This window comes from Amycolatopsis sp. NPDC003861, from assembly GCF_053605405.1.
Genome location: NZ_JBSGJD010000104.1, coordinates 1 through 22,754, shown reverse-complemented (window position 1 = coordinate 22,754; position 22,754 = coordinate 1). Strand labels below are relative to the sequence as shown.

The following is a 22,754-nucleotide window of genomic DNA, read 5'->3' as shown; positions in this document are numbered from 1 at the left end:
GGGTGGCTTCGGGAGGGAGTCAGGTGCGAACGAACCACCACCAGCGCAACGGAACCTTTCCCGCGCTCGGCGGTGTCCGTTCCTGTGCGTGCCGCGGCGTCCCTGCGGGGCCGTCGGTGATCGGTGTCCGCTGGTGAACCCCCCGGTGGGTTCTTCGTTGCTGAGGGCAGAGAACCCACCGGGCCACCGGAAACCAGGGGCGTGTCCGCTTTGCTCCCATTGGCTGGTTCTGCGGAGAACTCCTTCCTGGAGGGGAGGCCGATCGGAGAATCATGGCTGCGGAGGGGGCGACGTGGCGCAGTTGCGCATTCACTTCACCGACACCGACATCGCGCGGACCCGGCTGAAACTGGAGATCGACCTCATGTGGGAGATCGTCGGCAGCGTGCAGGTCCTGCAGCACGCGGACGGGGGGCTGTCCTTCGACTCCTGGCGTCGCCGGGTGTGCGGGGGCATGAACCGGGACCGGGATCTGCGGGCGGCCGTGTCGACCCTGGTGGCGGTGGCGCCGCACGCGGCCTACTTCCCCGATTTCCTCACTCCCGCCGTGGATGGGTGCGATATCGGGGAGAGCGTCGACGCGGTTCTGTCGACGCCGGCCCGCCGGCTCGGTGCCGAGATCCGCCGCCTCCGGCCGACCGGGAGTCCGGCGGCGCAGTGGCTGGACGACCTCAGCCGCGGGAAGCCGGCAGCGCTGAAGCATCTGCGGTGTTCCTTGCGGCTGTACTTCAAGGCTCTCGTCGAGCCGTACCTGCAGGTGATCGACCACGGGCTGCGAACGGAGTGCGCCGGCGGGATCCAGCGCTACCTGCGGAGCGGCCCCGAGGGGTTGCTGGCGCGGCTCGGGCCGGGCGCGAGCTGGCAGCGGCCGGTCCTGACCGTCGACTACCCCGTCGATCGGGACCTGCACCTCGACGGCCGCGGCCTGCTCCTGATTCCCGGCTACTTCTGCGTCTACCACCCCGTGGCCCTCGCGGATCCGCTGCTGCGCCCGGTCCTCGTGTTCCCGCTCCGCACCGAATCCCGCCTGCTGGCCGGCGCCTGCAGCGGTGATCACGTGAGCGCGCTGCTGGGCACGACCCGGGCCACGATCCTGCGCTCGGTCGTCGACGGCAGCACCACCACCACGCTGGCCCGGCGGATCGGCGTCACCCCGGCGACCGTCAGCCACCACACGAACGTGCTGCGCGACGCCGGGCTCATCACGACCGACCGGCACGAGAACTTCGCGACGCACTGCATCACACCGCTGGGGCTGGAGGTGCTGACGTCCGGCTCCCGCCGGCAGCGGTGAGTACGGCCCGGCCCAACCCGGTCACGGGCCACCCACAGCTGCCTCAGCCGAGGTCGGCGGCTCGGTCCAGCAGCGTGTTCGACGACCGCACGAACGAGTCCGCGCAACCGCACGAACCGCGGATCGCCAGCCGGGTGGGCAAGGTCTGCAGCCCGCTCGGCCGCGCTTCGCTGTCGAGCGCTCCCACCAGCAGTTCCGCCGCCAAGCGGCCCATCTCGAAGATCGGCTGCTCCACCGTGGTCAGACCCGGGCTCGTGTACGCCGCGTACTCGATTCCGTCGAACGAGGCCACCGCGAGGTCGTCGGGGACGCGCAAGCCTCGGTCGGTGGCCGCGCGCAGGAGGCCCAGTGCCGCGAGGTCGCTCGTCACGAACAACGCCGTCGGCTGCCGGGGGCCGGCCATCAGCGTCTCGAGTGCTTCGTACCCTGCGCGGCTGCCGAATGGGCGGCGCAGCACCGGCAAGCCTTTGAGGCCGGCTTCGGCCAGCGCGCGCTCGTAGCCCGCCACGCGGTCGCGGGACGTCGAGACTTCCGGGCCGCTCAAGCACGCTATCCGCGTGTGGCCGTGGCCGATCAGGTGGGCCACGGCCTCGCGGGCGCCGTCCGCCGCGTCGGCCACCACCGTCGGCAGCTCGCCGTCGTCGAACGAGCGGTCCACGAGGACCACCGGGGTCGGGATCTTCGCGTACTCCGCCCGCAGTCCGGGGCTTGCCGTCGACGGGATCGCCAGCACGCCCTCGACCTGCCGGTCCATGAACGCGCGCAGGTAACCGAGCTCGCGGCTCTCGTCGTCGGCCGCGTTGCCGACCAGCAGCGGGTAGCCGAACCGGTGCGCCGTCTCCTCGACCGCCCGGGCCAGCAACGCGAAGTAGGGGTTCGCGCTGTCCGGGATGACCAGCCCGATCGCGTGACCGCGGGCCATCCGCAACGAGCGGGCCACCGTGTTCGGCCGGTAGCCGAGCTCCTCGATCGCGGCCAGGATCCGTTCCCGGGTCTCCGGCGCGACGCGCCGCGGCCCGTCGTTGAGCACGTAACTGACCAGCGCCGGAGACGTCCCCGCCCGCCGGGCGACGTCCGCCCGCGTCACCGCCATCCAAGAACTCCGATCCTCGGTTCGAGTCTTGACAAGCAGTGTGCCAGAGCACAGGATGCCTCATCAACACGAGTTGACACGCCTCCGCACCGCGGAATCAACACGAGTTGAATCACTCTGACCAGGGAGAACGCTCATGGGAAGCTGGAACCTTCGCCGCATCGTCGCGGTGACGGTCGCGGCCGTCGCGGTCACCGGGCTGACCGCGGCCTGTGGCCGCGGTGGTGACGACGCCGGGCAGGCGAGCGGTTCGCGGATCGCCATCGTCACCCGCAACTTCACCAACCCGTACTGGGCCGCGCTGCGCGACGGCGCGCTGGCCGAGGGCAAGCAGCGCGGCGTCGAGGTCAACGTGCAGGCGGGCACGTCCGAGACCGACGCCGACGGCGAGAACGCGAAGATCTCCACCCTGGCCGGACAGGGCTACGACTGCTTCGGCGTCGTCCCGGTCAACGCGAGCAACGTGATCACCCCGCTCGTGCCCGTCGCGCGCAAGAAGACCCCGATCCTCAACCTCGACTCGCAGATCGACCCCGCGGCCTCGAGCGCGGCGGGCGTCTCGTACGCGTCGTTCATCGGCTCGGACAACATCGCGGCGGGCACCCTGGCCGGCCAGAAGATGCTGACCGCGCTCGGCGGCACCGGCAAGGTCGTGATCCTGCAGGGCATCGCGGGCGAGCAGAACGGGATCAACCGCGAGAAGGGCTTCACCGAGGCGACCGGCGGCAAGCTCGACGTCGTCCAGCGCGCACCGGCCGACTACGAGCAGGACAAGGCGCTGCAGGTCACCGAGGCGATCCTCAAGGCACACCCGGACATCACCGGCATCTTCGCCGCGAACGACACCATGGGCCTCGGCGCCGTCCAGGCGATCAAGAACGCCGGGCTGGCCGGCAAGATCAAGGTGATCTCGGTCGACGGCATCAAGGACGCGCTCGACTCGGTCAAGCGCGGCGACCTCTACGGCACGATCACCCAGTACCCGTACGCCGAAGGCCAGCTCGCGGTGCAGGCGTGCATCGCCGCGCACGCCGGCAAGCAGATCCCGCAGCGGGTGGTCGCGCCGATCGCGTTCATCGACAACTCCGTCGTCGACCAGCAGCTCGCGTCCTTCCCGAAGCCGTTCGCGCCGTTCGACAACCCGCTCGCCCCGCTGGTCGCCGGATGACGGCCACGGCGGCCCGGCCGCGTTCCTTCGACCTCGCCCGCGCGGCCGACTACGCCGCGCCCGGCGCGCTGGTCGTGGTGTGGATCGCGTTCTTCATCGCGACCCCGCACTTCCTGACCCCGAGCAACCTCGGCGACCTGCTGGTCGCCTCGTCCATCCTGGCCGTGCTGGCGCTGGGCCAGCAGTTCGCCGTCGTGGTGGCCGGCATCGACCTGTCGGTGGGCGCGAACCTGCCGTGGGCGGCCGCGCTGCTCGGCGCGACGGCGACCGCCGGCGTCCCCTTGGGACTGGCGATCCTGCTCGCGATCGCGGGCAGTGTCGTCGTCGGTGTCGTCAACGGGTTCCTCGTGGGCTACCTGAAGATGACCGACTTCATCGTCACGCTCGGCTCGCTGAGCGTGGTCTCCGGGATCACCCTGCTGCTGACCGAAGGCAACACGGTCGCGGTGTCCTCGCCGTTCCTGCAGGCGATCGCGCTCGACGGGATCGGGCCGGTGCGCTGGTTCTGGCTGATCGCCCTGGCCGCCGCGGTCCTGGTGTGGTTCACGCTGTTCCGGACCCGCGCCGGCACGCACCTGCTCGCCGTCGGTGGCGGCTCGGACGCGGCGCTGGGCTCGGGCATCCCGGTGCGGCGCGTGCGCTTGGCCGCCTACGCCGCGTCCGGCCTGCTGTGCGGGGTCGCCGGCGTGATGCTGGTGGCCCGCAACGGCGGCGCGGACCCGTCGCTGCAGACGAACTACCTGCTGAGCTCGATCGCCGCGGTGGTGCTCGGCGGCTCGTCGCTGTTCGGCGGCAAGGCGTCGGTCGTCGGCTCGGTAACCGGGGCGGTGCTGCTGACGAGCCTGGTGAACGGCTTCACGATCATCGGGATCTCCCAGTACTTCCAGACGATCGCCGTCGGCGCGGTGGTGCTGCTCGCGGCCCTGCTCGCCCGGTTCCGGAAGTGAGGCCGCAGATGACAGCGGAGTACCTGATCGAGGCTCGCGACCTGGTGAAGTCGTTCGATGCCGTGCGGGCGCTGGACGGGCTGACGGCGGGCTTCGCCGAGGGCGAGGTCACCGCCATCGTCGGCGACAACGGCGCCGGCAAGTCCACGCTCGTGCGCTGCCTCACCGGCGTGCACCCGCCCACCGAGGGGCAGCTGCTGTTCCGCGGGGAGCCGATCCGGCTGTCCTCGCCCCAGGCCGGGCGCGACCTCGGCATCGAGACCGTCTACCAGGACCTCGGCCTCATCGACGACCTCGCGGTGTGGCAGAACCTGTTCCTCAACCGGGAGCTGCTGCGGCCGGTGCCCCTGCTGGGCGTGCTCGACCGGCCCCGGATGATCCGCGAGAGCCGCGACATCCTGAGCGGGCTCGACGTCAATGTGCCGTCGGTGCGCACGACGGTCCGGCGCATGTCCGGCGGGCAGCGGCAGAGCATCGCGATCGCCCGCGCGGTCACCTGGGGCCGGTCGCTGGTGATCATGGACGAGCCCACGGCGGCCCTCGGCGTGCGCGAGACCGCGGCGGTGGAGAAGCTGATCCTGTCGCTGCGCGACCGCGGTGTCACCGTGCTCATCATCAGCCACGACCTCGAGCAGGTGATGCGGGTGGCCGACACCGTCGTGGTGCTGCGCCGCGGGCGGGCGGTCGCGCGCCGCCCGGTCGCCGGCGTCACGGGCGACCGGCTGGTCGGCCTGATCACCGGAACGATTTCGGAGGACGGGTGAAACGCACCGGCCTGATCAACGGGCAGCTGACCAGGGCCTTGGCCGACCTGCGGCACACCGACCTGTTCGCCGTCAGCGACTCGGGCCTGCCGGTGCCCGGCGGCGTCGAGGTGATCGACCTCGGCGTCGTCTACGGCACCCCCGGCTTCTTCACCGTCCTGCGTCCGCTGCTGGCCGAGGTGACGGTCGAGGCGGCCTGGGCGTCGCGGGACGTGGTGGCCGCCAACCCGGACGTCCACCGGGAGCTCGGCGAACTCGTCGAGCCGCAGCTCGTCGCGCACGAGGACTTCAAGGCCCGGCTCGGGCAGTGCCGCTTCGTGGTCCGGACCGGGGACGCGACGCCGTTCGCCAACGTCCTGCTGCGGGCGGGGGTGGCGTGGTGACCGGGTCCGTCGTCGTGGTCGGCGCCGTGAACGTCGACCACGTCGTCGTGGCCGATCGGCTGCCGCGCGCCGGGGAAACGGTGGTCGGGCCGGCGATGGTCCGGCACGGCGGCGGAAAGGGGGCGAACGCGGCGGTGGCGGCCGCCCGCTTCGGCGCCCGGGTGCAGCTCGTCGGCGCGGTCGGTTCCGACGACGTCGGCGCGGGCGCGCTGGCCGAGTTGGCGGAGTCTGGAGTGGACACCCGGCACGTCGACCGGCTCGCGCGGGTGCCGACCGGTGCGGCGCTGATCGTCGTGGACGTCCACGGCGAGAACCAGATCGCCGTCGGCGCGGGCGCGAACGCCCACGTCGACCCGGACCGCGTCCGGTCCGCGCTGCGGGAGGCGTTGCCGTCCTGCGGGTGCGTGCTGGTGAGCACGGAGATCCCGGAGGCGGCCGTCGCCGCGGCGGTCGAGGAGGCCACCGGGGCCGGGGTGAGCTGCGTGCTCAACCCGGCCCCGGTCGTCCCGGTGGTCAGGGACTTGTTGCGGCACGGGCCGATCCTCACGCCCAACCGCGGCGAGGCCGGGGAACTCGCGCCCGAACTCCTGACGCTCGTGGGGCGGACGGGGGCGCCGGTGGTGGTGACGCTGGGCGGCGACGGCGTCCGGTACGCGCTGCCGGGCCAGGCTCCGGTCGACATCCCACCGCACCCGGCGACGGTGGTCGACACGACCGGGGCCGGCGACACGTTCAACGGGGTGCTGGCCGCACGCCTCGCGGCCGGCGACCCCTTGGACCAGGCGGTCCGGACGGCGAACATCGCGGCCGCGCTGTCGGTGTCCTCCCCCGGTGCCCGCGCGGGCGCCCCGACCCCGGCGGCGGTGGCGGCCGCCCGGCCGTGACCGGTGTTCACCGCCTTCGCAGCCAGACCCGCATCCGGCGCCCGCCCACCAGGAGGGCCGCGCCCGCGACGACCACGAGACCGGCGACCGTCAGCACCGACCCCAGTGACGGTGGTGCCTCCGGGGCGGGCGCCACGGCGACCGGGACCTCCGGCTGCGCCTGCACCGCACCACCGCCGTTCAGGGCGATCGCCGGGGGCCGGATCGCGCCCCACGGCTGCTTCTCGCCGGTGGCCATCGGGGCCGGTGGCGGGGTGACCGCCAGTCGTCCGGGCAGTGTGAGCGTGCCGATTTCGTAGTCGGCGAAGATGCCCTGGCGGGCCGAGACCCGCCAGTCGCCGTCGTGGGGCAGGGCGATTGCGGCCGCGTAGTGCGCCGGCTCGCGCAGGGCGACTCCGGGGAACACGACGGGGTCGCCCTGCGGGGGCGTGAACACCAATGCGGTCGCGCCCAGCTCTCCGTAGGTGGGGTGGGAACCGTGCTGCAGCACCCAATATCCGACGGTGTAGGGCTGGCCGGCCCGGACGGTGTCCGGCAGCGGGTCGAGGTAGGTGACCGCCCAGTTGCCCGCCACGGCCGCGGGCGCCGCCACCAGCAGGGCCGTCAGAACCGTGGCGAACACCGAGACTGCTCGTAGCTTCATGCCCGCTCTACACCGCACAACTCGCGCCGGTTCCGCGGGAACCTCCCGGCCGCGGCCGGTGTAGAGGAAGGTGGAACACCGGCAGGGAGGGGGCGGGTGACGGACGACGACGCGGTGGTGGCGCGGATCCGCGACGGCGACCCGGCGTCCTACGGGACGCTGGTCGACCGGTACACCGCGCTCGCCCACCGCACGGCCTACCTGCTGGGCGCCGGGCACGAGGCCGAAGACGTCGTCCAGGAAGCGTTCGTGAAGGCGTTCCGGGCGCTGCCGTCGTTTCGCGGCGGTGCCTCCTTCCGTGCCTGGCTGCTGCGCATCGTCGCCAACGAGACGCACAACCTCGTCCGCTCCCGGCGCCGGCGTGTCGCGACCGAGCTGCGCGCGACGCGCTTGGAACTGGTCCGGGACGACGACCCGGCGGCCCGGGCGCTGACCGACGCCGCCGGAGAGGAGTTGCTGGAGGCGGTGCGGGCCCTGCCCGAGAAGCACCGGGCCGTCGTGATCTGCCGCTACTTCCTCGATCTCACGGAAGGGGAAACCGCGGAGGTGCTCGGCTGCCCGCGGGGTTCGGTGAAGTCGCGGGCGCACCGCGCGTTCGCCCGGCTGCGGGCGCAGCTGGCCGAGCCGGACAAGGAGGCGGTCGGTGACTGATCCCCGGGACGCCCGGCTCGCCGCCGCGCTGCGCGAGCTCGGCGACCACCTCGACGTGCCACCCGCACCCGACGTGCGCGCGGCCGTCCTGGCCCGGCTGCCCGCACGGCCACGACGCACGATCCCGCGCTGGGCCACCGTTGCCGCGGCGCTCCTGCTGGTGTTCGCCGCCGCGGTCACGCTCTCGCCGGCGGTCCGCGCGACCGTGACCGACCTGCTGCGGTTCGCCGGCATCGAGCTGCGCAGCCAGCCCGGACCCGCCCTGCGCGGCCAGGGACTGCTCCCCGGCGAACGCTCGGTGGAGCTCACCGAGGCGCGCCGCCTGGCCCCCTTCCCGATCGCGGTTCCGGCCGCCCTCGGCGAGCCGGACGACGTCCGGATCGCCGACGACCCGGCGCGCGTCGTCTCGCTGCTCTACCAGTCCGGACCGGGCCGGCCGCCCGCCGCGGCCGGGCCGGTCGCCGTCCGGCTCGACGAGTTCGACGGCCGGCTCGGCCCGGTCTTCGAGAAGTTCCTCGGCATGTCCGACGGCCGCCAGGTCGGCGTCGCCGGAACCCCGGCGATCTGGCTCGACCGGCCCCACGAGCTCATGTACGTCGACCGGGCCGGGCAGTGGCGCACCGAAACGGCCCGGCTCGCCGCCCAGTCGCTGATCTGGCAGCGCAGCACCGTCACCTTCCGGCTCGAAGGCGCGTTCACCCTCGAGGACGCCCTGCGGATCGCGGCGACCGTGTCGTGAACCGGTCATCCGCCGGTGCCGGGCGGCCGGGCGCACGCGGCCAGCACGGTGCCGCCCATCTTGATCCGCAGCTGGGTCGCCGTGGCCTCGCCGAACAGCTGCCCGGTCGGCGTCAGCGGCGGCGGTCCGGGACAGAGGACGGTGCCGTTGTCACTGCGATAGATGCCGAGCCCGGCGACCGCGGTGCCGGTGGACGCGAAGACGAAGAACGCGTCGCCGGTCCCGGTACTGAACTGGACGCCCGGTGGGCTCACCGCCGCCGAGGGCGCGAGGACGGTCAGGATCGGCCGCTCGGTGGGCGGGGTGGTGGTGAAGTCCACAAGGGACACCGAGCGGCTGCCGGGGCCGCCGCCGGTCGAGGACTCCAGGATCAGGACGTGGTTGCCGGTGCCGATGAACATGTACCGCGACACGCCCAGGGTCTGGTGGAACACCGACCCGCTCGGGCCGCTGACGACCAGCCCCGGCAGGCCGGTGGTGGTCCTGGTGACGGTCCGGTCGGCCATCGTGGTGGCCGGCGCCGAGGACCAGGCCGGCGCGGCGCTGTTGGTGAACAGGCCGGTGGAGATGGTGATCGGGTCCGCGGCCGCCGCCGGTGTCCCGGCCGTGGCCGCGAACGTCAGGATGGTGCACGCCGCCAGGGCCACGCGACGGACCGGGCTCATTGGTGCGCCCAGGTGACCGCGAAGTTCTGCCCGTTCCGGCCGGCGTTTTCGGTCGTGGCGTAGGTGGTGGTCGCGTCCTGCTCCTGGATCTTCGTCCGCTGCCAGGTCGAGCCGGCGGTCATCGACCCGCCGTGCCCCGCGTCGTCGGAGGCGACCGCGTTGCCCATCAGCGCCCGGCCGTAGTTCGCCAGCGGGAACAGGTCGCTCGTCCCGAACCGGCCCGGGACCTCGACGATCCATTCGGCGCTGGTGCGGGCGCAGACGAGACCGGCGGCGCACGTCTGGGTGGTGGAGAAGCTCGTGTGCTTGGTGGCGTCGGCGACGGTGATGGTGAATTGCGTGGTCGCCGCGTCGTAGGCGACGTCGGCGCTGACGGAGTCACCGGCGTCGATGGTCAGGACGGGCTGGATGGCGTTGGCCGGGAACATCTCCCACCACAGCTGGTAGACCGGGGTGCCGTTGACGCACCGGGCCGAGCTGCCGCCCTGTTCGACCGTGCCGTTGGTCCACCCGTCGAAGCCGGCCCAGAACACCGCCCAGGCGTCGGACGCCGGGCAGGTGACCGGCCGTTGCGTCCACGACGCGTGCACGTGGGTGAACGTGGCGGCGGGAGTGGAAAGTGAGGTGATGGCGTAGCCGGCCCAGTTCCGCGAGGTGGCGTTGACCAGCGGACCGGCGACCGAGAGAGCCAGGCCGGTGTGCCGGGCCGGACCGGCGTATCCGAGGGGGGTGCTCGCGGGCGCCGCGGCCCCGGCGCTGAACACGACCGCGACCGCCGCGAGGGCGGTCAGCGGCCGGAGCCGTCGAAGTTTCATGGCGCCGACGGTGGCACGGCCCGTCGACAATCCGTCGACAGTCCGGTGTCAGGGCACGACGACCGGTGGGCTGAGGGTGATCGCCCCCGAGCCGGGCGGGCCGACGGTGACCCCCGCGCGGTAGGTCCGGGGCACGCCGCCGCGGGTGACGCGGATGTCGTACACCGCCGATTTGAGGAACTTCTCGATCAGGCCCCGGTCGAGCGCCAGCCGGGTGATGATCTTCTTGTCCCCGCTGGTGAGCATGCCGCGGATGAACGGCGAGAGCTCGTCGCCGTTGAAGGTCGTGTACGCCACCTTGAAGTCGACGTCGGCGCCCGTCTTGAACTCCTGGCGCATGAAGCCCTCGATGTGGTTGTTGGCGAACTGGTTCGCCCGCTCCGGCGCCAGGAAGATCGGGTACGCCTCGTGCCCGAGCCCCGGCCCGTGGAGGTGGTAGCGGATGTAGTCGGTCAGACCGTACTTGCTGCCCAGGTGCAGCAGTGATTCGTCGCCGCCGCGGACGAGGGCGGCGGCGACCCGGCTCCAGTCCAGGGTGCGGCTGATCGTGTGGATCCGGGCCGCCATCTGGGACAGCACGAGCATCCCCTGCACCCGGTTGCGGGCGATCGCCGACAGGCCGAGGGTGCCGATGTCCAGGATCAGGTCGGCGTCCGCGGCGCCGCGCTGCGCGGCCCGCCCGGCCGCGCCGGTTCGCCCCGTCGGCATCAGCGACGGCCATTTCGCGCCCTGCAACGCCGAGCCGGCCCGGCCCGCGGCCCGCGCGACACCGGACGCGGCGGCGGACACGTAGGGCAGGGCGCTCGTGATGATGGTGAACACCATCGCCGCCCGCTTCGCGTCGGCCTGCTCGCGTGCCGCCTGTGCGGCGTCCTTGCTCGCCATCTGCGCGGCGGCCGCGGCGCCGAGCATGTCCGCCCGCCGGTTCGCCGCGACGGAGTCGGCGACGGCGCCGCCCGCCGCGGCCACGTCCATCACCGCGAGGAACGCACCGGCGGCCGGGGCGGCCGGCGTCAGCAGCGCCAGCATCGCGACCACGTTGGCGACGGCGAGCCCCAGTTCGGCCTGCGCTTTCGCCTTCTCGGCCTCGGTGATCTTCTTGTTGTACAGGTCCACGAAGTACTTCACGCCGGCGGTGGACCAGTCCCGCCGGCCGCTCTCACCGCTCAGCAACCGGCTGATCGACGGGCCGAGGATCTTCCAGTCCACCTTGCCGGGCGTGCCGAGCATGGTGAGAAAGGTCTTCGCGTCGGTGGCGTTCTGCTTCGCGGTCCGGATGATCGCGTCGGTCGCGGCGGCCTCGGACTGGCCGGACAGCGCACTGACCGATTTCAGCTCGTGCCGCTCGTGCAGCACGGCGAGGTTGGCGTCCTCGGCCAGCATCGCCGCCATCAGTTCCTTGAACATCCCGGTGTTTTCGACGCACTGCCGGTGGACGTCGCGCAGCACGCCCAGCGCGACGTCGTCGATCTCCCCGCCCCGCTTGCGTTCGGACTCGACGTCGAGGTCCGGGTCGAACAGCACCGGCGAGAGCTGCTCTCCCGGCGGCTCCGCGGCGGCCGGGCCACCGGGTCCGGGCAGCAGCGCGGGTGCCGGAGCGGGCGGCGGCCCGGGTGGCGCCAGCAGGCTGATGTCGGTGCGCCGCACCCCGACCTGCGCCCCGCGCAGGATGTCCGGCCAGTTCTCGAGGAAGTCGACCACGGTCGCCGCGTCGACCAGGCTGCCCGCGTCGGCCAGCGGTTTGGGGGCGGTGCTGCGGCTCACCAGTTTCTCTTTGTCTTCGACGCCCTCCGGGCCGCTGTGGTCGGCCGGCATCCTGGACTGGTTTTCCTTCGCCTTGTCCTCTTTGGCTTTCTGCAGTTCCTGGGCCAGGTTTTCCAGGCGGACGACCTGCGAGCCCAGCGTGGACTGCGACAGCGCCACGGTGTCGGACGCGAACGCGGACAGCAGCGGGCGGGCGGCGGCGACCGGGTCGATCCCCTCCTTGGTGACCGAGCGGTCCCACAGGTCGTGGTACGCCGGATCGGCGATGGCTTCGGGCAGCTGGAGGCCGAGCTTCGCCCAGAGCTCCTCCAGCGTGCTGTTGAACGGGATCAGGCTGTCCAGTTCCTTCTTGATCGGAGCGGCCTGGCTCGGGTCGACCTGCCGGGACACGCGCAGGCCGCCCGGCCGCTCCAGGAACCGGCCGACGGCCTGGTTCCCGGCCAGCCGCTGCAGCCGCAGGAGTCCCCCGGGCGCGTCTTGCCGCGTGCCGGTGGGCTGGGTCTGCGGGTGCGCGCGGGCGACCGGTGCGGACGTCCGCTCCACGTGCTCCGGCATGGGTCAACGGTACGTCCGCGGTGTCCGGTTCCGCGCCGTCCACCAGCCGCCTTTCCGGGCAGCCCGGGCTGCCCGGAAAGGCAGTCAGGCGTAGAGCGTCGTCCGGATGATGTCGGTCAGGACCTCGACGACGTTCTCGTCGTGCTCCGGCTCGGTGCCGCGGACGAGGTGGCTGCCCGCACGTTCGACCATCCAGGTGAGGACGGCGGCGGTCTCGGCCGGGCGGACCGGGCGCATCACGCCGGCGGCCTGGCCGCGTTCGATCGCGTCCCGGGTGGCGTCGATGATCGCCTGCATCAGCGCCTGGACCTCGGCGGCGACGGTCGGGTCGTACGCCGCGGTCTCGGAGATGACCGTGAAGGCGGCCGCTCGGCGGCGGTAGACGGCCACGATCGCGGTGACGGCCTCCGCGAGACCGGCCTGGTCCGCCGTCTGCCACCAAGTGCTGGAGACCTCGCGCAGCTCGGTCAGCACGGAGCCGGCGAGCCGCCGGACCAGGTCGCCCTTGTCTTCGAAGTGGACGTAGAAGGTGGAGCGGGAGATCCCGGCCGCCGCGGCCAGCCGCTCGACGCTGAGCTCGGTGAAGCTCTCGCCTTCGCCGACGAGCTCCTCGGTGGCCGCGAACAGCCGTCGTTCCAGCTCTTCGCGGCGGTCCTGCCGTTTGCGGCCGGCGGGCCGGGTGACTGAGGGCACGTCCGGATCATAGCGGGACAGGATATCCGGACATGTTGTCCGGACACTGTGTCTTGACTAAGTGTCCGGGATCGGCGCATGCTGGGCGCGACGAGCCCGGGGAGGCGTTGTGAGAGTTTTGTGGATCGTGTGGGGTATCGCCGTGGTGAACGTCGTGGCGTTCTTCGTGAGCTTGGCCGAGTACCTGATTCGGGCCCGCTTCACCAAAGCGGGTATCCCGTCCGTGCCGCTGATCTCGCTCTTCTTCGCCGTCGGGACGACGCCGGTGGGTGGCCTCTGCGGTCTGCTGCTGATCGCGCTGACCGACGCCGGCGTCGGCCTCGTCGCGGGCACGGCCGTCGTGCTCGCCGGGCCCGCGCTCGTCCTCGCGTTGTTCGTCGACAAGTGGTGGCGTTCTTCCCGGTTCACGGTCGGCCGTGGGTCACCGCCGACCAGGCGTCAACCGCGCCGTGTCCGTAGAAGCCGTTGAAGGACGGGTCGCCCGCGCATGTTGCCGTGTATGAAGCGTCGTGGCCTTCGTCGAAGTAATCGACCGTGCGCGGGACCGGGCAGGGGATCTTCGCCGCCGTCCGCTCGAGGATCCGCTGCACGACGTCCGGGTCGAGGCCCAGTCCCCCGCCGCGGACCGGGTGGCCGTACTGCGACACGATCAGCGCCGCGACGCCGGCCGCGTGCGGGGCCGCCATCGACGTTCCCTGCAGCCACCGGAAGTAGCCGGCCCGGCCGTCGGCGGCCGTCTGCTTCTCGATGCCGACCGACGCACCCGCCGGGGTGACGTCGCCGGCGGCGTCGATGTACCCGGCCGCCACCCCGACACTGCGGGCGTAGGTCGAGAAGATCTCGTTGTCGCGGCTGTCGTACCACGGCGTCCCGAAGTAGTCGCGTTTGTACCCGCCGGGCGCGGACACCGAGATCCGCTCGAGGCCGTAGTTCGAGTAGTCCGCCTTCGCCTGGGACGGGCCGAACCCGGCCACGCCGATCGTGTGCGGCCCTTCGAGCGGCAACGTCAAGCAGGTCGCGTTGTCCACCGTGCGCGGGTGCGCCCGGTTCGAGGGGTAGTCGGGGCTCGTCGCGTCCGGCTGCGGCGCGCCCAGGTCGCTGTGCTGGTTGCCCAGGGCCACCACGATCGTGACGCCCTTGCGGTGGGCGTAGTCCAGCGCGCGTTTCGTCGCCTCGATGACGGTGCGCTGCTCGGCCTGCTCCGCGGGGGAATCCGCCGGGTTCGCCGGGCAGTTGAACAACCACGGGTCGATGTAGAACGACATGTTCACGACGTCGATGCCCGCGTCGCCGGCGTAGGTCAGCGCGTCGACCGTCGGCTGGAGGAAGTAGAAGCCCGAGTCCTGGGCGGCGCGCAGGCTCACCAGGGTCACGTTCGGCGCGACCCCGGAGACCCCGAAGCCGTTCGCGGCCGCCGCGATGGTGCCCGCGAGGTGCGTGCCGTGCCCGGTGCCGTCGACGTCGACCGGGTCGACGCAGCCGCGGTACTCGCACGGCCCGTCGACCGGCACGCCGTTCTCGTCGGCGACGATGTCCTTGGTGAAGTTGCGCGAGCCGGCGCGGTCGAAGTTCGGCGCGAGGTCCGGGTGGGTGGCGTCGATCCCGGAGTCGATCACCCCGACCTTGACCCGCTTGTCGCCGGGCTGGACCGTGCGCGCGAGGTCCGAGCGCACGGACTTGAGGCCCCAGAGCCGGTCGTCGAGCGGGTCGAGGCCGGCGGACGAGCCCTTCGGCCTGGCCACGCCGCGGCCGGCGTCCGGCTCGGCGACGTCGGGTTTCGGCACGGTCCGGCCGGCCTGGGGCACGGTGCCGATCGACCTCGACCGGCCGGCGCCGAACACCGCGCGATCGCCCGTGACCCGGTCGAGGAACCCGCCGGCGGGGGCGCTCGCGGTGATCAGGCCGGCCGCGGCGTTGCTCGTGACAACCGTGCCGCCCGCCGCGCGGATGGCCTTCTCGGCCGCCGCCACGTCGTAGCCGCCGGCCTTCTCCCGGGCCAGGACGGAGAACTCGGTGGTGGGGCCGGACAACCGCGGCTGCGCCGAGCTGGGCACGGCGAGCGCGCCCAGCAGCGGCACGGCCACGGCCAGTGCGAGAGATCTCTTCACAGCTGTTCCCCTGAGTGACGCAGTTCCAGCGTGCAGCACTTGACGCTGCCGCCCCCTTTGAGCAGTTCCGATAGGTCGGCGCCGATCGGCTCGAAGCCCCGTTCCCGCAGCTGCGCGCTCAGCCGCGTGGCGGCCTGGGGCAGGACGACGTGCCGTCCGTCGGAGACGGCGTTCAGGCCGAACGCCGCGGCGTCGGCGGCGGAAGCGATCACGGCGTCCGGGTACAGCCGCTCGAGCCGCCGCCGGCTGGCGTCGGTGAACGCCTCCGGCCAGTAGGTGATCGTCTCGTCGTCGAGCACGGCCAGGGCGGTGTCCAGGTGGTAGTGCCGCGGATCGACCAGTGTCAGCCCGACCACCGGCAGGCCGAAGAACGCCGCGGCCTCCTCGTGGGCGCGGGGGTCGGTGCGGAACCCCGATCCGGCCAGGATCCGGGGGCCGGCGACCAGGAAATCGCCTTCGCCTTCGTTGTGCCACCGAGCCTGGCGGACTTCGCGGTACCCGCGCCCGGCGAACCACTCCGCGTACGCCGCGGACTCCGGTTGGCGCTGCCGGTGGCGGAAGCGCGCGACCAGCACCCGGCCGTCGACGACGGTGGCCCCGTTGGCCGCGTACACCATGTCCGGCAGCCCGGGCCGCGGGTCGAGCAGGTCCACCCGGTGGCCCAGGTCGAGGTAGAGGTCGCGCAGCCACTCCCACTGCGTGACCGCCAGCCCGGTGTCGGTCGGTTTGCCGGGGTCCATCCACGGGTTGATCGAGTATTCGACGTCGAAGTGGCCCGGTCTGACCATCAGGTAGTGCCGCACTGTTCTCCTCGGGTGATCAGGCCGTCTGCAACGACTTCGTGGTGCCCACCAGCCGCTTGACCAGCTGGTCGCGGATGCGGGGCGGGATGTCCGGGGCGAACCGCCGGAAGTAGCTCTCGGCGTGCGCCGGGCTGTCCATCAGGAACGGCAGGTCGAACACGACCAGCTTGCGCACGGCCAGCAGCGGGACCGGCGCGCGCAGCGCCTTGAACTCGTCGTTCCACAGGCCGGGCTGGTCGCAGACCGGGTGGAACTGCCCGATCATCAGCCCGTCGGCGACGAACCCGTCCTTGGCCTCGCGCTGCAGGTCGTCCAGCGGGGTCGCGTCGTGGTGGTCCAGCTGCGGCAGCACGAGCAGGATCGTCAGCAGCTCCCGGTGCTCCGGCGGGAAGCCGGCCGAAAGCCGCTCGTACCACGCGCGCAGGCTCTCGATCGCGGCGTGCGCGTCGACGTCGCCGCTCGGGGCGGTCAGCGCGGCCAGGTGGAAGAGTCCTTTGTGGAGCGACGGCTGGGTGTAGGGGCACACCGGGCCGTTGCGGCCGAGATCCGGGTGGGCGGACACCAGGTACCGCCACGCCCAGGCGAGGATCTCGCGCAGGGGCGGGAGGTGCTCGGCCGGCACGGCGCCGCTGCTCACCTCGGCCGCCGTCCAGATGCCCACCTTGTCGTCGCCGATCATGAGCCGATGCTTTGCGCGAAGGTGAAGAACCCGTCCGGATCGACCCGCTCCTTGATCTCCTTCAGCCGCGGGTAGTTGACGCCGTAGTAGGCGGTGCGCCAGTCCGCGAGGTCGGGGTCGGTGAAGTTCTGGAACGCGCGGCCGGACACGTGCGGCGCCATCGCCTCCCCCAGCTCGCCCAGCCAGCGGAGGTTGGCCTCGACCACGGCCGGTTCGTCGTCTTCGGCCCACGAGGTGTCCATGGCCAGCAGGAACATCGTGTCGCGGTGGACGAACGCGGTGTCCGTCGCGCCCACGCGGTTGATCGCGCCGCCCCAGGAGAACAGCGCGGCCCCGCCGCCGTCCGGGTTGCCACTGGCCGGACGGCGTTCGACGAACGACAGCATCGTGGCGATCGCCTCGTCGGGCAGCGGCCGGGTGGCGATGTTCGTCCGGGACGCGAACGCGCCCTCGGCGGTCTCGTGCCGCAGGTCGTCCTTGGCCTGCCAGAAGGTCCGGTCCGCGATGGCCGTGCGGGCTGGCGCGGCGACCGACAGCACGGGGTCGAGGATGTCCCGCAGTTCCGCGGCGGACCCGAAGTGCTGCCCGACGGCCGAGACGACCGGGGCGCCGCCGGCCCTGCTGACGCCGATCCGGGCCGCGAACTCGTCCGGGGCCTGCCGCACGGTGTCCTGGAGGACGGAGAAGACCTTCGCCGCGTCCGCGCTGTCCCACAGCAGGACGTAGGTGGCGCAGCCGGCCACCGGCCGCGCCTGGAAGGTGAAGGACACGTTGACGCCGAAATTCCCGCCGCCTCCGCCGCGGCAGGCCCAGAACAGGTCGGCGTTGGTGTCGGCGTCGCAGTGCCGCAGCTGCCCGTCGGCGGTGACGATCGTGGTCGCGACGAGCGCATCCGCGGTCAGCCCGTACACGCGGGAAGTGGCGCCGCACCCGCCGCCGAGGGTGAGCCCGCCGATTCCGACCGTGTCGCTGTTGCCCAGCGCGAACGCCATCTCGTGGGGTTCGATGGCGGCGTAGACGTCCGCCATCAGCGCGCCGCCCGCGGCGGTCACGAGCCCGGTCGAGCCGTCGGCGGTCACCGCGTTCAGGGCGCCGAGGTCGAGGACGAGCCCGGTGCCGACCGAGTGGCCCGCGAAGCTGTGCCCGCCGCCGCGGGCGACGACGCCGATGCCGGTGTCGCGCGCCCACGTGATGGCGCGCTGCACGTCCGTCGCGTCGGCCACGGACACCACGCCGGCGGGGGTGATGCCGGCGAAGCGTTTGTTGAACGGCGTGCTCGCCGCGCGGAACCCGGCGTCGCCGGGCCGCCGGACGCGGCCGGTGACCGCGCGCTCGAGGCGTCGCCAGTCCTCGTCGGAGGGGCGCCGGGCCACTAGTTCACCTCGTCGAGGTAGGAGACACCGGTGGCGGCGTGCGGGCCGTAGCGCTCCCACACCTCGCGCAGCCGGAGGTGACCGTCTTCGGCCACCTCCGGGGTGTTCACCGTGTGCCCGCAGATCACCTCGCCGGTGGCGAGCACCAGCGTGTACCCCAGGTGGAGGACGCCGTTCTCGCGCTGGGTGCCGGTGAGCGCGCCGCGCCGCACCTCTCCCCCGGCGAACTCCGCCCAGACGACGTCGTCCTCCTGCCGGTACACGGCCACGGCCTCGGCGCCGGGCTTGCGGAACTTCCGCCCGTCGTAGTCGATCACGCCGGTCCCGCCTCACCGGTGTCGTGCGCGACGAACTCGGCCGACATCTCGCGGTCCCACCAGATCGCGTAGTAGGAGAAGTCTTCGCCGTGGGCGGGGTCGTTGAAGAGGTGGTGTTCGAGGCCCGGGCGCAGGAACACGAGGTCCCCGGCCGCGAACGCGTGCCGCCGCCCGTCGCCGGTGACCACCTCGGCCCGCCCGGCCATGCCGATGAAGATTTCGTGTTCGTGGTGGGCGTGGGCGACCGAGGCGTCACCCGGGCGCAGCACGCACCAGGCCCCGCGGAAGGGGGCGGTCAACCCGTCCCACGGGTAGAGCAGCTTCATGTCCAGTCCGTAGGCCCGCGTCAGGTTCTCGGGCTCCAGCCTGCGGATGTCCAGGAGGGCAAGGTCTTGGTCAGTCACATCCCACTCCGATCAGCGTGGTCCGACGCCGATCGACGCTAGGTGCGGCCGGTTTCCCGGCGATAGGGGAACTGTTCCCGATCGCCGGTGAATTCGCCCCGGCCGAGGCCCGCGTCCCGTGCCAGCACGATCGCCTGTGCCCGATCGGCTACACCGAGTTTCGTGAAAATTGCCGACACACGATTGCTGATGGTCTTGGACGCGAGGCCGAGATCGCGGGCGATCACCGCATTCGAGCGGCCCGCGGCGATGCGATCGAGCACCTGCCGTTCCCGGGTCGTCAGGTGCGGAAAGGGATACGGTTCGGGACCGGCGGTGCGCACCAAAGTGCTGAACCGGGCGGCGATCGCCCGGCCGACGATCGCCTCGCCGGCCGCCACGACCCGCACCCCGCGCACGATCTGCTCGGCGTCGGCGCCCTTGACCAGGTACCCGCGCGCCCCGGCGTGGATGGCCGATCGGACGGCGGTGTCGTCGTCGGCCGCGCTCAGCACGAGGACCTTCGTTTCCGGCGACACCATGGCCACCCGGCCGATGACATCGACCGGCCCGGACCCGCCGAGCTGCGGATCGACCACCAGCACGTCCGGGCGGTGCCGGGCGGTTTCGGCGATCGCCCCGTTCGCCGTGGCCGCCTCGCCCACCACGAACACGCCGCCGGCGTGCTCCAGCGCGGCCCGGACCCAGTGCCGGACCGACGGCTGCGGGTCGGCGAGCAGCACGGTCAGCGGGGCGAGATCGGGGTGTTCGACCGGCCACAGCCGGGCGGTGTAGCCGAAACCGGTGGCGTGACTCATCGTTCCCCCAAAAGTGAACTGCTGCCGATCCGTCGCCGATCGGCTCCTCCCGGTGAAAGCGCGTGCCGCGCCTTCCATATCCGACAGGAGAGTCTCGCCGTAAGGGATAATTGATCGCAATCAATTTCCTTGATCGCAATCAATTCGCCAGGACGGCGGCCGGGACGCAAACGATCTCGGCGAGATTCCCGGAAGCCAGGGAAAGCCGTCCCTACCACCCGGGAAAGAGTGCTCCTTACGATCGGTCCGGCGGCACGCGGCACGCCGACCTATTCCCAGAAATCGGAGTGTATCTGTGACCGAAGTACAGGTGGGTTTGCTCGCGATCGGCGCCGGACCGGCGAACCTCGCGCTCGCGGTGGCCATCGAGGAGTCCGGGCACCCGGAACTGGCCCGGCAGACACTGCTGCTGGAGCAGGGACCGGACATCAAGTGGCAGCGCGACCTGCTGATGCCGTGGGCGCGCAGCCAGGTCTCCTTCCTCAAGGACCTGGTGACCCTGCGCAACCCGCGCAGCAAGTTCTCGTTCCTCAGCTTCCTCCACGACCAGCAGCGCCTCGACGAGTTCGTCAACCTGGGAACGTTCCATCCCTTCCGGTGGGAGTTCTCGGATTACCTGCAGTGGGTGGCGAAGTCGCTGGAGGAGGTGCGGATCCGGTACGACGCGAAGGTGCGGAGCATCGAGCCCGCGCGCGACGCCGACGGGTCCATCGTCGGCTGGGTCGCCACCCTCGCCGGCGGGGACACCATCCGCTGCCGCGACCTGGTCGTCGGCGGCGGCCGGGACACGCACGTGCCGGACGTCTTCGCCGGCCTGCCGGCGGACCGGCTCATCCACAGCGCCCAGTACCGTCGCCGGATCGCGCAGCTGCCCGCGGACGCGCCCCTGCGCGCCGTCGTGGTGGGCGGGGCGCAGAGCGCGGCGGAGATGTTCATGGCGCTGCACGACAACCTGCCCAACAGCACCCGCACGATGATCGTGCGGTCGGTGGGCCCGCAGAACTACCAGACGAGCAAGTTCGTCAACGAGCTGTTCTTCCCGTCGTTCGTCGACCGGTTCTACGACAGCCCGCCCGAGGTCCGCCAGCAGGTGCTCGACGAGATGCGCCTGACCAACTACGCCGGCGCGGCCCCGCCGTTCCTCGACCACATGTACACCACGCTCTACCAGCAGCGCGGCATCGGGCAGCACCGGTCGGAGGTGCGGACGCTGACCGAGGTCGTCGGCGCCCGGGTCACCGGCGACGAGGTCGTGCTCGACCTGCGTGACCGCACCAGCGGCAAGGTGGAACCCCTGCACTGCGACCTGGTGCTGCTCGGCACCGGCTTCGACAACCGGATGCCCGCGCTGGTGCGCGACCTGGCCGAGCACGTGGGCCTGGCGGAGATCTCGGTCAGCCGCTGCTACCGGGTCGACCTCGGCGAGTCCGCCTGGGGTGCGGTGTACCTGCAGGGCGTCAACGAGGCCACGCACGGGATCGCCGACTCGCTGATCAGCGTGCTGGCCCACCGGTCCCGCGACATCGTCGACGACCTGCTCGCCCGCCGCGGCGGCGGCGAGCGCGAGGCCGTCTGATGGACCGCCTCGTGGTGATCTCACCCGCGCCGACGGCGAACGGGGACCTGCACCTGGGCCACCTCGCGGGGCCGTTCCTGGCCGCGGACGTCTGTACCCGCTACGCCCGCGCGACCGGCCGGGAAGCCTTGTACGGCACCGGCATGCACTTCACGCAGAACTACGTCGTCGCCGCGGCCGAGCGCCTCGGCGTGGACCCGGAGGACCTGCGGGAGCGCTCGGCCGAGCAGGTCCGGCAGACGTTCTCCGCGATGGGCGTCGAGATCGACGGGTTCGGCTGCCTCGGCGACCGGTTCACCGCGATGGTGACCCGCTTCTACGAGCGCCTGCACGCCCGGGGCCTGCTGGAGCTGCGGGCGGTGTCGTTCCCCTACCTGCCCAGCACGGGCGAGTACCTGATGGACGCCTACGTCACCGGCGGGTGCCCGTTCTGCCTCGCCGACGGGTGCGCCGGGATCTGCGAGAGCTGCGGACTCCCGATCGCGCCCGGGGCGCTGATCGGGCCGCGCTCGGCCACGCGTCCGGACGAGCCCCTGGAGCTGCGCGAGGTGAACATCCTCGTGTTCCCGGTGGAACGCTACCGCGCCGAGCTGGAGGCCTACTTCGCCCGGACGCCGATGCGGCCCGGCATGGCCCGGCTGATCGAGGCCGCCCTGGCGCGGCCGCTGCCGGACTTCCCGATCACCCAGCCGGCGTCGTGGGGCATCCCGGCGCCGTTCCCGGAGGTGGCCGGGCAGGTGTTCTACGCGCACATGGAAGGCATGCCGTGGAGCATGTTCACCACCGCGCTGGGCGCCGAGCGGCGCGGGGCGGTGCTGGCGGCCGACGACGAGCTCTGGCGCTCCGGCGCCGGCACGACGGTGGTGTACTTCCTCGGCCTGGACGCGACCTACCCGTTCGCGATCGTGGGCACGGCGTTGCTGACCGCGCTCGGCGAGCACGTGCTGCCGGCGCAGTACCTCACCAACGAGTTCTACGAGCTGGCCAGCGAGAAGTTCTCGACCAGCCGGGGGCACGTCGTGTCCGGCCGGGAGCTGGCCACCGAGGTGCCGCGCGACCTGATCCGGTTCCACCTGTGCGCCACGAGCCCGGAGTACCAGCGCACGGACTTCACCCGCGAAGCCCTGCTGCGCGTCGGCGAGACGCGGCTGACGGGGCCGTGGAACCGGGTCGCGGCGGCGGTCGACCGGTGGGTGGACCGCGGTCCCCTGCCGGTGTCGGCCTCGGCGAGGCGGACGGCCCGGCGGATGGCGGAGCGGTTCGCCGACGGCTACGAGCTGCGGCGGTTCAGCCTGACGGCGGCGGCTTCGACGCTCGCCGAGCAGCTGGCCCGGCTGGACCGGCTGGCCGCGGCGGTGACGTCGGAGACGGCCGGTGACCTGTGTCATCAGGTGGACGTGTTCTTGAGGTGCGCGGCGCCGATCCTGATCGACCTCGCGGCCGCGGCCCTGCCGGACACGATGCTGCCGGGCCACCCGGACGCGGACACGGTGACCCCGAAGCGCTTGCCGCGGCTGTCGGTGACGGTCAAGGCGGCTGAGGCGTCCGGCGTGACTGACGCAGTGGGCGCGGCCGGCGGCACCGGGCCGGCCGCGGTGGCACGAGCGCGGACCGCGCCCGTCGCCCCCGACGCGGCCGG

Annotated in this window: 23 protein-coding genes and 1 pseudogene; 11 read left to right on the top strand and 13 right to left on the bottom strand. The window is 72.3% G+C overall.

The features are described from left to right. Positions 1-292: 292 nt before the first annotated feature. Complete coding sequence (locus ACWEVN_RS24745; RefSeq protein WP_452052864.1) at positions 293-1,294, top strand: ArsR/SmtB family transcription factor; 1,002 nt, start codon at positions 293-295, stop codon at positions 1,292-1,294. Positions 1,295-1,337: 43 nt separating this feature from the next. Here ACWEVN_RS24745 and ACWEVN_RS24740 read toward each other — a convergent pair whose 3' ends face one another. After that, the gene (locus tag ACWEVN_RS24740) at positions 1,338-2,387 is read right to left on the bottom strand and encodes a LacI family DNA-binding transcriptional regulator (RefSeq protein WP_452052863.1); all 1,050 of its coding nucleotides are present in this window, start codon (positions 2,385-2,387) and stop codon (positions 1,338-1,340) included. A gap of 136 nt (positions 2,388-2,523) precedes the next feature. Here ACWEVN_RS24740 and ACWEVN_RS24735 point away from each other — a divergent pair, with 136 nt between their 5' ends. Genes ACWEVN_RS24735 through ACWEVN_RS24715 form a run of 5 tightly spaced genes read left to right on the top strand, consistent with a single transcriptional unit; the run spans position 2,524 to position 6,533 of the window. Continuing rightward, positions 2,524-3,555 (top strand): sugar ABC transporter substrate-binding protein, encoded by a 1,032-nt coding sequence (locus tag ACWEVN_RS24735; RefSeq protein ID WP_452052862.1) that lies wholly within the window; start codon positions 2,524-2,526, stop codon positions 3,553-3,555. Then, positions 3,552-4,502 carry an ABC transporter permease gene (locus ACWEVN_RS24730; protein ID WP_452052861.1) on the top strand — a complete coding sequence of 317 codons (951 nt, stop codon included), beginning with the start codon at positions 3,552-3,554 and terminating at the stop codon, positions 4,500-4,502. The genes ACWEVN_RS24735 and ACWEVN_RS24730 overlap by 4 nt, the downstream gene beginning before the upstream one ends. A gap of 8 nt (positions 4,503-4,510) precedes the next feature. Further along, the gene (locus tag ACWEVN_RS24725; protein ID WP_452052860.1) at positions 4,511-5,266 is read left to right on the top strand and encodes an ATP-binding cassette domain-containing protein; all 756 of its coding nucleotides are present in this window, start codon (positions 4,511-4,513) and stop codon (positions 5,264-5,266) included. Beyond that, positions 5,263-5,649, top strand: coding sequence for a D-ribose pyranase (gene rbsD / locus ACWEVN_RS24720; RefSeq protein WP_452052859.1), 387 nt, complete (start codon positions 5,263-5,265; stop codon positions 5,647-5,649). Before ACWEVN_RS24725 ends, rbsD begins: the two co-directional genes overlap by 4 nt. Beyond that, on the top strand, positions 5,646-6,533 hold the full coding sequence (locus ACWEVN_RS24715; RefSeq protein ID WP_452052858.1) for a PfkB family carbohydrate kinase: 888 nt from the start codon (positions 5,646-5,648) through the stop codon (positions 6,531-6,533). The genes rbsD and ACWEVN_RS24715 overlap by 4 nt, the downstream gene beginning before the upstream one ends. Positions 6,534-6,540: 7 nt before the next feature. Here ACWEVN_RS24715 and ACWEVN_RS24710 read toward each other — a convergent pair whose 3' ends face one another. Continuing rightward, positions 6,541-7,176: a hypothetical protein gene (locus tag ACWEVN_RS24710; protein WP_452052857.1), complete on the bottom strand. Its 636-nt coding sequence runs from the start codon at positions 7,174-7,176 to the stop codon at positions 6,541-6,543. 96 nt (positions 7,177-7,272) lie between these two features. Between ACWEVN_RS24710 and ACWEVN_RS24705 the strand changes: the two genes are divergently transcribed. Further along, positions 7,273-7,827: an RNA polymerase sigma factor gene (locus ACWEVN_RS24705; RefSeq protein ID WP_452052856.1), complete on the top strand. Its 555-nt coding sequence runs from the start codon at positions 7,273-7,275 to the stop codon at positions 7,825-7,827. Next, complete coding sequence (locus tag ACWEVN_RS24700) at positions 7,820-8,566, top strand: hypothetical protein (protein WP_452052855.1); 747 nt, start codon at positions 7,820-7,822, stop codon at positions 8,564-8,566. The genes ACWEVN_RS24705 and ACWEVN_RS24700 overlap by 8 nt, the downstream gene beginning before the upstream one ends. A gap of 5 nt (positions 8,567-8,571) precedes the next feature. On the opposite strand, the gene ACWEVN_RS24695 is transcribed toward ACWEVN_RS24700, so the two are convergent. The 4 genes from ACWEVN_RS24695 to ACWEVN_RS24680 all read right to left on the bottom strand — a co-directional run bounded on the left by ACWEVN_RS24695 (position 8,572) and on the right by ACWEVN_RS24680 (position 13,058). Further along, positions 8,572-9,231: a hypothetical protein gene (locus ACWEVN_RS24695; protein WP_452052854.1), complete on the bottom strand. Its 660-nt coding sequence runs from the start codon at positions 9,229-9,231 to the stop codon at positions 8,572-8,574. Further along, positions 9,228-10,046 (bottom strand): G1 family glutamic endopeptidase, encoded by an 819-nt coding sequence (locus ACWEVN_RS24690; protein WP_452052853.1) that lies wholly within the window; start codon positions 10,044-10,046, stop codon positions 9,228-9,230. The genes ACWEVN_RS24695 and ACWEVN_RS24690 overlap by 4 nt, the downstream gene beginning before the upstream one ends. 48 nt (positions 10,047-10,094) lie before the next feature. Continuing rightward, on the bottom strand, positions 10,095-12,365 hold the full coding sequence (locus ACWEVN_RS24685; protein WP_452052852.1) for a hypothetical protein: 2,271 nt from the start codon (positions 12,363-12,365) through the stop codon (positions 10,095-10,097). An 84-nt stretch (positions 12,366-12,449) separates the two neighbouring features. After that, positions 12,450-13,058: a TetR/AcrR family transcriptional regulator gene (locus ACWEVN_RS24680; RefSeq protein ID WP_449684045.1), complete on the bottom strand. Its 609-nt coding sequence runs from the start codon at positions 13,056-13,058 to the stop codon at positions 12,450-12,452. A gap of 109 nt (positions 13,059-13,167) precedes the next feature. On the opposite strand from ACWEVN_RS24680, the gene ACWEVN_RS24675 reads away from it, so the two are divergent. Next, positions 13,168-13,527 (top strand): hypothetical protein, encoded by a 360-nt coding sequence (locus ACWEVN_RS24675; RefSeq protein WP_452052851.1) that lies wholly within the window; start codon positions 13,168-13,170, stop codon positions 13,525-13,527. Here the strand turns inward: ACWEVN_RS24675 and ACWEVN_RS24670 are convergent. From ACWEVN_RS24670 to ACWEVN_RS24640, 7 genes and pseudogenes are all read right to left on the bottom strand, one after another. Further along, entirely contained in the window at positions 13,463-15,166 is a 1,704-nt protein-coding gene (locus ACWEVN_RS24670; protein WP_452052850.1) for a S8 family serine peptidase, read from the bottom strand. The two genes, ACWEVN_RS24675 and ACWEVN_RS24670, sit on opposite strands and share 65 nt — an antisense overlap. Continuing rightward, positions 15,163-15,972, bottom strand: a pseudogene (gene ddaH / locus ACWEVN_RS24665) (dimethylargininase); the annotation flags it as partial. The gene ACWEVN_RS24670 and the pseudogene ddaH, both read right to left, overlap by 4 nt. A 13-nt stretch (positions 15,973-15,985) precedes the next feature. After that, complete coding sequence (locus tag ACWEVN_RS24660; protein ID WP_449684048.1) at positions 15,986-16,648, bottom strand: DUF6875 domain-containing protein; 663 nt, start codon at positions 16,646-16,648, stop codon at positions 15,986-15,988. Then, a complete protein-coding gene (locus tag ACWEVN_RS24655; protein WP_452052849.1) occupies positions 16,645-18,021 on the bottom strand; it encodes an FAD-binding oxidoreductase in 1,377 nt (458 codons plus the stop codon). Before ACWEVN_RS24655 ends, ACWEVN_RS24660 begins: the two co-directional genes overlap by 4 nt. After that, positions 18,021-18,338 carry a hypothetical protein gene (locus ACWEVN_RS24650; RefSeq protein WP_452052848.1) on the bottom strand — a complete coding sequence of 106 codons (318 nt, stop codon included), beginning with the start codon at positions 18,336-18,338 and terminating at the stop codon, positions 18,021-18,023. The genes ACWEVN_RS24655 and ACWEVN_RS24650 overlap by 1 nt, the downstream gene beginning before the upstream one ends. Beyond that, entirely contained in the window at positions 18,335-18,742 is a 408-nt protein-coding gene (locus tag ACWEVN_RS24645; RefSeq protein WP_310976119.1) for a cupin domain-containing protein, read from the bottom strand. Before ACWEVN_RS24645 ends, ACWEVN_RS24650 begins: the two co-directional genes overlap by 4 nt. 38 nt (positions 18,743-18,780) lie before the next feature. After that, a complete protein-coding gene (locus tag ACWEVN_RS24640; RefSeq protein ID WP_452052847.1) occupies positions 18,781-19,539 on the bottom strand; it encodes a LuxR C-terminal-related transcriptional regulator in 759 nt (252 codons plus the stop codon). Between the two features lie 295 nt (positions 19,540-19,834). Here ACWEVN_RS24640 and ACWEVN_RS24635 point away from each other — a divergent pair, with 295 nt between their 5' ends. Then, positions 19,835-21,115, top strand: a complete 1,281-nt coding sequence (locus tag ACWEVN_RS24635; protein ID WP_449684051.1) for a SidA/IucD/PvdA family monooxygenase — start codon at positions 19,835-19,837, stop codon at positions 21,113-21,115. Continuing rightward, positions 21,115-22,754, top strand: a 1,640-nt coding sequence (locus tag ACWEVN_RS24630) for a class I tRNA ligase family protein (protein WP_452052846.1), incomplete at its 3' end; no start/stop codon positions are given. The genes ACWEVN_RS24635 and ACWEVN_RS24630, both read left to right, overlap by 1 nt.

Bases quoted from the DNA above. Each gene is read 5' to 3' on its own strand.
- ACWEVN_RS24740 (WP_452052863.1), bottom strand. From the start codon at position 2,387: ATGGCGGTGACGCGGGCGGACGTCGCCCGGCGGGCGGGGACGTCTCCG.
- ACWEVN_RS24735 (WP_452052862.1), top strand. From the start codon at position 2,524: ATGGGAAGCTGGAACCTTCGCCGCATCGTCGCGGTGACGGTCGCGGCC.
- ACWEVN_RS24730 (WP_452052861.1), top strand. From the start codon at position 3,552: ATGACGGCCACGGCGGCCCGGCCGCGTTCCTTCGACCTCGCCCGCGCG.
- ACWEVN_RS24725 (WP_452052860.1), top strand. From the start codon at position 4,511: ATGACAGCGGAGTACCTGATCGAGGCTCGCGACCTGGTGAAGTCGTTC.
- ACWEVN_RS24710 (WP_452052857.1), bottom strand. From the start codon at position 7,176: ATGAAGCTACGAGCAGTCTCGGTGTTCGCCACGGTTCTGACGGCCCTG.
- ACWEVN_RS24695 (WP_452052854.1), bottom strand. From the start codon at position 9,231: ATGAGCCCGGTCCGTCGCGTGGCCCTGGCGGCGTGCACCATCCTGACG.
- ACWEVN_RS24690 (WP_452052853.1), bottom strand. From the start codon at position 10,046: ATGAAACTTCGACGGCTCCGGCCGCTGACCGCCCTCGCGGCGGTCGCG.
- ACWEVN_RS24685 (WP_452052852.1), bottom strand. From the start codon at position 12,365: ATGCCGGAGCACGTGGAGCGGACGTCCGCACCGGTCGCCCGCGCGCAC.
- ACWEVN_RS24660 (WP_449684048.1), bottom strand. From the start codon at position 16,648: ATGATCGGCGACGACAAGGTGGGCATCTGGACGGCGGCCGAGGTGAGC.
- ACWEVN_RS24640 (WP_452052847.1), bottom strand. From the start codon at position 19,539: ATGAGTCACGCCACCGGTTTCGGCTACACCGCCCGGCTGTGGCCGGTC.